Here is a 10517-nt window from a genome sequence, read left to right as displayed (position 1 = left end):
GGGCGTTTGCCCTTCTCCAGCGAGGTCAGACGCCAGACCACCAGTCGCAGCAGGCCTTCGTGTACGGCATCGATGTTGTCGCTACGCCCGAGACACGCCAGCAGCCGCGATAATGTGGCTTGAGAGGGCCGATCTTGAGCCAATGGCGTCATGCCGCGCGCATCGCTGCAGGCCAGTTGCCAGAGCGGGTCACGGCGCAGCGTGTCGGTATCGCTGAGGTCGATCCAGCCCATCGCGCGCTGCAGCACCAGCGTTCGCAGCTGACTGGCCAGGGAGTGACGGATACGTAGTGGGTTGCGTCTATCGACCAAGTTATCCTCCAGCGCGTCGATCACGCCGCTGTTGTCGAGGGCTTCACGCAGCAGCAAAGCGCCGCTGTCGCTGGTGGTGCGTTGGCCGTCGAGCTCAACGCGTATAGATCCGTTGCAGGTCGGAATCCAGGGAGATATGCTTTCACCCATAGCGGATGGTCCTCTTGAATCAGATTCTTGGCGGAATGCACTGATTTTTATAGAGAATACCATCCGCTATCTTCGTTTTCAGGCCTGCCTCATGAATAAGCCGGGATGATGTCTTGGTGCATTGGCAAGCTCTCCGCCCAATCCGCTGTATCGATATTTCCTCGCACACAGTGAACGGGGGCCATTGCTGTTAAGCGCTCAATGATTGCCTTATCTTCATCTTTATTGCCTACGTCACCCAGGTGTAGGATCAACTCGCACTCTTCCAGCAACTCCAGTGCTTCATCACGTAGTAATCCATGGGTATCGGCAATGACTCCTATGGGTGACCCGATCATATAACAGGGTACTATTAGGCTCATTAACACCCTCCTCGTTCTCATATAGCGCTGAGAACATTACCTTCCGATAGTGTTATATTTGGGCTAAGAGATAGGTAGCCCCTTCGTCATCCATTAGTTTTTCATTGTCTATCTAATAAGTTAAGCAGCAGCACGCTATACTGTTATGGCAATAATTTTATACCTGATATTTGATGGAATAATAACGACGCCAGGAAGCAGCTATGACCAATACCCCTTCAAACGCGCCAGGGCAAGAGTGGAATGCCAATGGCTACGCCCAAAATGCTAATTTTGTCCCTAAGCTTGGCAGTGAAGTCGTCAAGCTGTTGGCTCCCCAACCCGGCGAACGCATTTTGGATCTTGGCTGTGGAGACGGTGCGTTAACAGTGCGTCTCGCGCAATTAGGCGCAAATGTGCTTGGAGTAGACGCCTCAGAAGATATGGTAAATGCGGCGCGTCAGCGTGGTGTGACCGCACGCGTAGTTGATGGTCATCAATTACCTTTTGACCGCGAATTTGATGCTGTCTTTAGTAATGCGGCGCTGCATTGGATGCTCGACCCACAGGCGGTATTGGCAGGCGTTAAACGAGCTTTAAAGCCCGGCGGACGCTTCGTTGCGGAATTTGGTGGTCATGGCAATGTGGCGGCTATTTGCACAGCCCTTACCGCAGCGCTTCAATTCAGGGGCATTAGCGTTAGAGGCCGTCACCCTTGGTATTTCCCCACCACCACCGAGTACGGCCAGCTGTTAGAAACTGTGGGTTTTAAAATAGAAACCATCGAGCTAATACCGCGCCCAACGCCTCTACCTACCGGTATGATTGGATGGCTAGAAACCTTTGCCAGCCCTTTCTTACATGGGCTTGATGAGGACGTGCGTGAAGCCGTTTTAGAGAACACGCTAACCCTATTAGGCCACAGCTTGCGAGACGAGCAAGGTAATTGGACAGCCGACTATGTGCGGCTACGCGTTTCAGCTCGCGCCTAGCGCTTATCAAAGTAGCGTTATCAGCCATGTGTAAAAAAGACCGCCGACGATAATAACTCTTTACCGTCGGCGGTCTTTTTATATGCCGTTAGAACGCATCCCATTCATCGGCAGTGACTTTTTTAGACTGTTCAGCTTTTGTTTGCGCTGGCAGTGCTACGTGGCTAGAAGCACCCTCATTAATGCGGAAGGTCGCCATTAAGCCTGACAATTCACGGGCTTGATCTTCTAATGCACCTGCGGCTGCACTGGTTTGCTGCACAAGGGCGGCGTTTTGCTGGGTCACTGAATCCATTTCCGTTAGCGCTGCATTGATCTGCTCAATGCCACCATTCTGCTCGCGGGTTGCGGTGGAAATCTCCCCCATCAACGTAGTGACTTGGCGAATCGCGTCTACCGTTTGATGAATCGTCTGCCCACTGCGCTCGGCTTGTTCGGCACCACCGTTGATTTTCGTGGTGGTTTGCTCAATCAAACTGCGAATCTCTTTAGCGGAGTCGGCGCTGCGCGTCGCTAACGAACGGACTTCGCTGGCGACTACCGCAAAGCCACGCCCTTGCTCACCTGCACGTGCCGCTTCGACAGAGGCATTAAGCGCCAAGATATTAGTTTGAAAAGCAATAGAGTCGATGACGCCAATAATGTCATTTACCTGGCGCGCGCTAGCCGCAATATCGCGCATTAATTGTACGGTTCGCTCGACCTCTTCACCACCCGCTTCCGCCGATTGCGACGCGGCTACCGAAAGCTGATCTGCTTCTTGAGCCGTTTCAGCATTTTTACTCACTGTCGTCGACATTTGCTCCATGCTGGAGGCAGTTTGCTGTAATGCTGACGCCTGCTGCTCGGTTCGCGATGAGAGATCCTGGCTGCCGACAGAAATATCACCCGCCCCACTGAACACCCGCTCACTGCTGCTGCGTAAGGAAACCACTAACGCCTTTAACTTCTCCTGCATAGCCGATAGCCCACTGAAGAGTTGGCCTATTTCGTTGCGACCACGATCTTGAATATGACCGGTAAGGTCACCATCAGCAATACGCGCGAAATGTTCACTTGCTTCTCTCAAAGGCGATACCACGCTACGCATCATTGCCCATCGGATTACTGCTGCCGCGACTAATGAAATCAATAACAAGGTAATAGCGATCACGCCAATAATATTCGCTAAATGATTAACTTGCAGAAGCACGCTTGTGCCACGCTCTTCGGTATAGGCAACAAAGCCACTCATAGAGGCATCTAGCTCTGCGCTTAACGACGCTAGCGCGTCTTGGCTACGCTGAATTTGAAAAGGAGGAGCTTCAAGTAATGGCGTAATACCCTCTATCACATAGGCATCGTACGCGCTGATAATTGCCTCTCGATAAGGAGCGAGCGTACTTTCAGGGCTAACGGATACTGCACGAAACTCCTCCATGCGCCTCTGTGAAGCAGCGACGGCCTCTACCGCCATTTCGCGGCTCTCTTCACCTTTCTCTGGATTACCTTGGGTACTATAACTCGCAGAACGGTCTAGAAATATCTGTGCACGTAACGCATGCACCTGGGTACGATTGGCCAGGTTCGTAAGCCGCACGTTGGTGGCGGTCAGTTCTTCCAATGCTTGCGAGCTGTTGTGATTTGCATAAAACCCTAACCCACTGATTAACCCTATCATTAATACCAACAAGGCTAGCGCTGCCGTTAGGCTCCATTTAATAGAGAGATGCTTCATCCTATCGATCCCTTAACATTTATAAGTTATTCAGTAAGGTATCGGCGAAGGTAAAGCAAACTGGAGTGTCACATAGCCAAATTGAGACTTATGTATAACAAGCCATGACATTAACTACGCTTTTCGCATACCGGACATTGGGGGTCACGAGGCACTTGAAAGTGTCGCCACTGGCCGCTCAAACCATCAAATAGGGAAAGCCCACGATGTGCAGTGCCTGCCCCGCTTAGCAGTTTGAAAGCCTCCACCGCTTGAAAGCAGCCAATTAAGCCAACCAACGGTGCCATGACGCCACTTTCTGAACAGCTAAGCGCTTCATCGCCACTCTCATCAGGAGGATACAGACAGGCATAACAGGGGCACTCAACATCACGGGGGTCAAATACTGCTAGCTGACCTGAAAAGCGAATGGCCGCGCCAGACACCAGTGGTACCCCTGCCTTTTGTGAAGCGGCATTCACCGCATAGCGGCTTGAGAAACGGTCCGTACAATCCAGCACCACGTCCGCTGAGGCGACCAATTGTTCCAACTGATCGCCCTGCATATGTTGATCTAACGCAATAACGTGGCAATGCGGGTTTAGTGCCTGCATGCTGGCCTGGGCAGAGCGGGCTTTATTTAATCCAATGCTGGCTTGCTGATGAGCGATTTGGCGCTGAAGATTGGAAAGCTCGACCTGATCTGCGTCGGCTATAGTGATCCGCCCTACCCCAGCCGCCGCTAGATAGAGCGCTGCGGGAGAACCCAGGCCGCCCGCGCCGACAATAAGTGCATGAGCCCTCAGAAGGCGCTCTTGGCCATCGATATCGACCTCAGGCAACATGATTTGGCGGCTATAGCGCAGCAGCGCCTGGTCATCCATCATCGGCTTACTTTTCCTCAAATTCCTCGAAATCGGGGATGTGAAGGCTAAAACTCTCTTTCACCTCTTCCATCACTACATAGCTTTTTGACTCTTTAACGCCAGGTAGCGTCAAGACCACATCCCCCAACAACTGTCGATAGGCGGCCATTTCGGGGATACGGCACTTTAAGATGTAATCGAACTGGCCTGAGACCAAGTGACACTCTTGAATCTGAGGAAGTTTCTCAACGGCACGACGAAACTCATCGAATACCGCCGGGGATTGCGTTTCCAGGCTAATCTCAACAAAGACTAACAAATTGGCCTTTAGGGCACGGGGGTCAAGAATTGCCTGGTAGCCACGAATAATGCCCGCCTTCTCCAAACGCTTAACACGTTCAAGGCAAGGGGTTGTGGATAAGCCTACTTCCGAAGCCAAGTCTACGTAAGAAATACGCGCATTTTCCTGCAAGCAGCGCAGAATTTTAAGGTCGATACGGTCCAGCGTTCTATTTTTAGGTTTCATGCCAGAGTCCTTGATGTCAGAGCCCTTGATGCCAGAGTCCTTCATGCGAGCCCCTTGCTAAAGGTTGTATTAAATAGCTCAGCGTTACAGACCATTTATATACAATTTCCAATCAGTTAGTTATTAAAATGCCCTTAACATTAGCGCTTATTGAACCAACTTTGTGAGTCTAAGTGGCTGTTATTAGGCGCCCTAGAGTAACCCGTTCATGTCCACCTAAGTCACGTACGCTTTCAACGTTTTGATAGCCCGCGCTTGTGAGTGCTTCGCGTACCTTATCCGCTTGCGCATAACCGTGCTCAAGCAGCAGCCAACCTGAGGTAACCAAGTAGTGCTGGGCGGTATGCACCAGATGCAGTAAATCGGCCATGCCATCAGCGTCAGCGACCAACGCTGAGCGAGGCTCAAAGCGCACATCACCCTCGGCTAAATGGGGATCGTCGGCGGCGATATAAGGGGGATTACTGACAATAATTTCAAAACGCCTATCTGCTTCCTCAAGCGTTTCCAACGCGCTAAACCAATCGCTTTTCAGGAACTGGGCGTTCGTGATTGCTAGACTCTTAGCGTTTCGACTGGCCAGGGCAACGGCCTCTTCGCGCACATCTACGCCAACGACTTGCCAACGGGGTTGCTCGCTGGCAAACGCCAGCGCAATGGCGCCGGTGCCGGAACCAAGGTCAAGCAGGCGACCGCTCGATAAGGTCGCTCGGCTAAGTGCAAGCTCAACCACTGTTTCGGTATCTGGACGAGGAATCAACGTTTCAGGCGCGGTGGCTAAACGCAGCCCCCAAAATTCGCGTTCACCCGTCAGGTAGGCAACCGGTGTGCCTTGGGCACGCGCCGCCACTAACGCATCAAAGCGAGCCTGCTCCCATAGCGAGCAAGCTTTATCCCCCCAGGTGTAAAGCCAGGTGCGATCACGCCCCAGTACATGGCTTAGCAGCACTTCAGCATCAATACGAGGCGACGCTGAGCCTGCCGCCTGCAAGCGCTGGGTAGCCTGTTTAAGCAGCGCGTCAAGCGACATTAGGCGTCCTGAAGGGCTGAGAGCTGTTCTGCCTGATACTCGTGAATCAGCGGGCTGATCACATCATCCAACTGTTCGCCACTCACCACTTCATTGAGTTTATAGAGGGTCAGGTTAATGCGGTGATCGGTGATTCTTCCCTGCGGAAAATTATAGGTGCGGATGCGCTCACTGCGATCTCCCGAGCCCACCAGTGAACGGCGGGCATCAGCTTGGGTTTGACGCTGCGCATCAACGGCGTTGCGTTTAATCTTCGCGGCCAACAGCGACATCGCTTTAGCGCGGTTTTTATGCTGACTGCGCTCTTCCTGGCACTCTACCACTACGCCCGTCGGCAAGTGGGTAATGCGGATTGCAGAGTCGGTGGTATTTACGTGCTGACCACCCGCACCGCTGGAGCGGTAGGTATCAACACGTAAATCCGAGGGATTAATATCGACATCGCCAACGTCATCGACTTCAGGCATGACCGCCACCGTGCAGGCTGACGTGTGAATACGCCCTTGGGACTCGGTTGCAGGTACGCGCTGTACCCGGTGAGCACCGGATTCAAACTTCAGCTGTGCGTAAACACCATCGCCTTTGACCCGGGAAATAATCTCTTTATAGCCGCCCTGCTCGCCATGGCTGGCACTGACAACCTCAACTCGCCAGCCACGTTTTTCGGCGTAACGTGAGTACATGCGAAACAAGTCACCGGCGAAAATCGCCGCTTCGTCGCCACCGGTGCCGGCACGCACTTCCAAAAACACCCCCCGGCCATCATCAGGGTCTTTGGGAACCAGCAGGCGTTTTAGCTCAATATCAAGCTCCGCTAATCGCTCACGACCTTCACTAAGCTCCATTTCCGCCAGCTCACGCATATCAGCATCGCTATCGCGGCTTAGCTGCTCGGCCTCTTGCATATTGGTTTCGACGTCACGATAGCGCTGCCAAGCGGCCACAAGCTCTTCTAACTCAGCATATTCCCGAGAGTAGTCACGAAAGCGCTGCTGGTTATTGATCACTTCAGGATCAGACAGCAGCATGGCAAGCTCTTCAAAGCGTTCCGTAAAGCTGTCTAAGCGTTGGCGCAGAGTCTCTTTCATGCGGGCGTATCATCCTTCTGGCGGTTAACCGTGGGCGCAGGCGTGGTTTCGAAAGCAGGTTTAACAGGTAATAGTAGGCGCGGAGCCGCATTCAGCAATTCATGGTGCTCTTCAGAAGCCGCATCGCGTATTGCTTGGGTAGGCTGATGGAGCAGCCGATTCGTCAGTTGATGTGCCAGACGTTCAATGACTTTAGCAGGGTCTTCACCGCGCGCTAATCGCTCTAAAGCTTGGTCACGAGAAAGATCGCGCAGCGCTTCGCCATGATGACGGTAATCGCGGATCAGCTCACCGCCGTTACGAATGCGACGTTCATGCTGCCAACTGCCAACACCATGCTCAATCAATGACTCGGCTTGATCAGCGGCGACCTGACGGTGGCGCCGATTCTCTTGGATCACCTCTTCCAGATCGTCCACGGTGTAGAGGAAGACATCGGCCAATTCGCCCACTTCGGGCTCAATGTCCCGCGGCACCGCAATATCCACCATAAACACCGGTCGATGGCGGCGTTTTTTAAGCGCACGTTCAACCATTCCCTTACCCAAGATAGGCAACGGCGATGCGGTAGAGGAGATCACGATATCGGCATGCTCAAGCGCGTCGGGGATCTCTTGCAGAGTAATCGCCGTTCCCCCTAAAGGCCCGGCCACCAGTTCGGCTCGCTCACGGGTGCGATTGGCAACGGTCAACTGGCGAACGCCAGCTTCGTGTAAATGGCGCGCAACTAGCTCAATGGTTTCACCGGCACCAATCAATAGTGCACGGGCACGACCAAAATCATCAAAAATACGGCTAGCCATGCTGACCGCCGCGTAGGCCACTGACACGGGATTTTTACCGATACCGGTTTCGGTGCGAACCTGCTTGGCCACCGCGAAGGTATGCTGAAATAGGCGCTCTAACTCACCACCTAAGCCTTTTGATTGTCGCGCCTGCTGATAAGCGTCTTTCAATTGGCCTAGAATCTGCGGTTCGCCCAGCACCATAGAATCTAGGCCAACCGCGACGCGCATTAAATGGCGCGCCGCATCGTTGTCTAAATAATGGTAGGCACAACGAGCCAGCTCATCGACGCGTAAATTATGAAAGCGTCCGAGCCAGTTCAATACCGCCTGTTCGCCAGCCGCATCTGTGACACAGTAAAGCTCGGTACGGTTGCAGGTGGATAGCACCGCCGCTTCACTGATTTGTGGCAGGTTGCGCAATTCGATCAACGCGGTTTCAAGCTGCGTTGGCGTAAAGGCGACCTGCTCACGCACGGCCACGCTGGCGGTACGATGATTTATTCCCAGGGCAAGAAGCGTCATGCGTTATGCGTCTTCGCTAGTGTGTCGGACTTTTCGTCAACCGCCAGTCTGTAAGCGGCTGCACCGTCAATTAGGGCTTGCTAAAACAAGTCTTTTGCGTGGCTCAAGCAGTGCATAGTAAGTATGCATAAAGATTGCTGACCACTTTTTCAAGGAGGAACATTCTATCACAGCAGGCTATCATCTGGCTCACACCACTTTGCCGCAGGCAGGCAAGCCGCTATGCTGAGCATTCGGCCACCTAATTGAGAGACGCATGCGACCTCGCTCCATATTACTGGGTTCTACATTACTGGGTTCTTCATTACTGGGTTTTTCACGCTTGGGCGCAACCTTACGGAGTTCGGCTCTGTTAACCGTGGCCGCCTCTGCCTTTTTGCTAAGCGGCTGCCAAGCATCTCCCAACATGCAAGGTGGCCCGCTTAGCGCCTGGACCGATGACCCAATGCGCACGGCCCCTCCCATCACCCGCGGGCTTGATGCCGCAGGGCTTAGTACACTGCTTGGTGCTGAGCTGGCTGGCCAGCGCGGCGACTATCGCTCTGCAAGCAAAGGCTATCTTGAAGCGGCGCAGCGCTACAACGAACCCGCATTAGCCGAACGCGCTACCTTCGCGGCACGCTTTGGCAATGAAGTTTCATTAATTGAAGCCTCTGCGCTACGTTGGCGCGAGCTTGCTCCTCAAGCTGAGGCACCGAACCGCCTATTGGCAGCTTTTTCACTGCAGCGCGGTGACTGGCTCGACAGTCTTGAACAGCGCCTTGATATTGTGGAATCAGGTGGCCATGGCGACGTCGCTGCGTTTGCTGAAATTGCGGTAGCAGAAGAGGCACCACTCACGTTGATTTTGCAGCAATTACGCGACCACTTGGCACGCCCTGACGCCAATCAGTTGGAACACCACAGTGATGTGTTGCTAGCAACCGCATTAATTGAAGCAGCCCTTGGCGAAACAACGCTTGCCCAGCAGCGGCTTAATCAAGTCGAAGCACTAGATCCCGAATCAGCATCGTTATGGTTAGTCAAAGCACGTTTGGCGCTTGAGGTAGATGATTACACAGCAGCTCAGCGCGCGGCCCAACAGGGCCTTGATTTGGCACCTGACGATGTACGCTTTATTCTGCTATTGGCACAGGCGGAAATTCGCCTCAATAATATCAGTGCTGCTGAGGTTCAAACCAACGCCCTACTGGAAAGCCATGGCGGTAACCAAGATCTGCGTTTGGCACTAGCCCAGCTGTACCTGGAAGAGGGCCACCCTAAGCCCGCGCAACGCTTGTTACAGCCGCTGATAGGCCAGCCCAATGTGCCTAATTTGGCCTACTACTTGCTCGGTGCAATTACCCAGTCTCAGGGCGACATTGACAATGCCCTGCTCTATTACCGCCAAGTAAGCGAGGGCAATGAATTTTTATCGGCCCGCGCAACAGCAGCGCAGATGCTGATTGAAGATGACCGATTGCTGGATGCCCGCGCGTTCCTGCGCATTGAGCGCATGCGCTTTGATCGTTACTTTAGCGAGCTCGTCATGCTTGAAGTACAACTGCTGAACGAAATGAATCAACAGCAGGACGCCAGTACGCTCCTGGATCGCGAGATTACGCGAACCCCTGATGACACCTCTCTGCTCTATATGCGCGCTATGCGCCGCTGGGAAATGGGCGACATTGCCGGTATGGAAAGTGATTTACAACAAGTGCTACGCACTGAGCCGGACAATGCCGAGGCGCTCAATGCGCTGGGTTACACGCTGGCTGATCTAAATCTACCCGGTCGTTTAGAAGAGGCTTTTGAACTTATTGAACGCGCCTACGAGCAGGCACCTAATAATCCCGCCGTGCTCGACAGCATGGGCTGGGTGTACTTTCGCCTAGGCAAACCCGAAGAAGCATTGCCATGGCTGGAAAGCGCCTACGCTCAACTACCCGATCAGGAAGTGGCCGCCCACTTAGCCGAAGTACTGCAGGCATTGGGCCGCAGCGATGAAGCCCGCCAACTGCTTCAACGCTTCATGCAACGCACAAACCAACATCCGCAAATTGATGACCTACTTGAGCGCCACCCTGAGCTAAGCCCAGAAGGAGTGTCACCAATAGATGCGCCTTATGAGTAACACCGAACGTGATGTCTGGAACAGCCCAGGCATCGATAATGTTACCCTTACTTATTAATCGATAATGATCACTGAACATGGAGCCTGTTTATGC

The 10517-nt window shown here is 53.3% G+C and carries 10 protein-coding genes; 2 read left to right on the top strand and 8 right to left on the bottom strand.

Features of this window, described 5'->3' with window-relative positions:
- Both ACQKE4_RS11760 and ACQKE4_RS11755 read right to left on the bottom strand, forming a co-directional pair.
- On the bottom strand, positions 1 to 461 hold a 461-nt coding region (locus ACQKE4_RS11760; RefSeq protein ID WP_427388545.1), incomplete at its 3' end, for a transposase.
- A gap of 89 nt (positions 462 to 550) precedes the next feature.
- Positions 551 to 823: a metallophosphoesterase family protein gene (locus ACQKE4_RS11755; RefSeq protein WP_427388541.1), complete on the bottom strand. Its 273-nt coding sequence runs from the start codon at positions 821 to 823 to the stop codon at positions 551 to 553.
- 203 nt (positions 824 to 1026) lie between these two features.
- On the opposite strand from ACQKE4_RS11755, the gene ACQKE4_RS11750 reads away from it, so the two are divergent.
- Positions 1027 to 1794, top strand: coding sequence for a class I SAM-dependent methyltransferase (locus ACQKE4_RS11750; protein WP_427388539.1), 768 nt, complete (start codon positions 1027 to 1029; stop codon positions 1792 to 1794).
- 88 nt (positions 1795 to 1882) lie between these two features.
- Here ACQKE4_RS11750 and ACQKE4_RS11745 read toward each other — a convergent pair whose 3' ends face one another.
- The 6 genes from ACQKE4_RS11745 to hemA all read right to left on the bottom strand — a co-directional run bounded on the left by ACQKE4_RS11745 (position 1883) and on the right by hemA (position 8310).
- Positions 1883 to 3511, bottom strand: coding sequence for a methyl-accepting chemotaxis protein (locus ACQKE4_RS11745; RefSeq protein ID WP_427388538.1), 1629 nt, complete (start codon positions 3509 to 3511; stop codon positions 1883 to 1885).
- A gap of 110 nt (positions 3512 to 3621) precedes the next feature.
- A complete protein-coding gene (locus ACQKE4_RS11740) occupies positions 3622 to 4377 on the bottom strand; it encodes a HesA/MoeB/ThiF family protein (protein WP_427388537.1) in 756 nt (251 codons plus the stop codon).
- 4 nt (positions 4378 to 4381) lie between these two features.
- Positions 4382 to 4882 carry an Lrp/AsnC ligand binding domain-containing protein gene (locus ACQKE4_RS11735; protein ID WP_427388536.1) on the bottom strand — a complete coding sequence of 167 codons (501 nt, stop codon included), beginning with the start codon at positions 4880 to 4882 and terminating at the stop codon, positions 4382 to 4384.
- 169 nt (positions 4883 to 5051) lie between these two features.
- Positions 5052 to 5912, bottom strand: a complete 861-nt coding sequence (gene prmC, locus ACQKE4_RS11730; RefSeq protein ID WP_427388534.1) for a peptide chain release factor N(5)-glutamine methyltransferase — start codon at positions 5910 to 5912, stop codon at positions 5052 to 5054.
- Positions 5912 to 7000: a peptide chain release factor 1 gene (gene prfA / locus ACQKE4_RS11725; protein WP_427388533.1), complete on the bottom strand. Its 1089-nt coding sequence runs from the start codon at positions 6998 to 7000 to the stop codon at positions 5912 to 5914. The genes prmC and prfA overlap by 1 nt, the downstream gene beginning before the upstream one ends.
- On the bottom strand, positions 6997 to 8310 hold the full coding sequence (hemA, locus tag ACQKE4_RS11720) for a glutamyl-tRNA reductase (RefSeq protein ID WP_290836938.1): 1314 nt from the start codon (positions 8308 to 8310) through the stop codon (positions 6997 to 6999). The genes prfA and hemA overlap by 4 nt, the downstream gene beginning before the upstream one ends.
- A 256-nt stretch (positions 8311 to 8566) precedes the next feature.
- Between hemA and ACQKE4_RS11715 the strand changes: the two genes are divergently transcribed.
- Positions 8567 to 10423 (top strand): tetratricopeptide repeat protein, encoded by a 1857-nt coding sequence (locus ACQKE4_RS11715; RefSeq protein ID WP_427388531.1) that lies wholly within the window; start codon positions 8567 to 8569, stop codon positions 10421 to 10423.
- Positions 10424 to 10517: the final 94 nt, after the last annotated feature.

It is taken from the genome of Halomonas sp. NPDC076908, assembly GCF_050269715.1.
Classification (GTDB): domain Bacteria; phylum Pseudomonadota; class Gammaproteobacteria; order Pseudomonadales; family Halomonadaceae; genus Vreelandella.
This window is presented reverse-complemented; position numbering and strand designations above follow the sequence as displayed.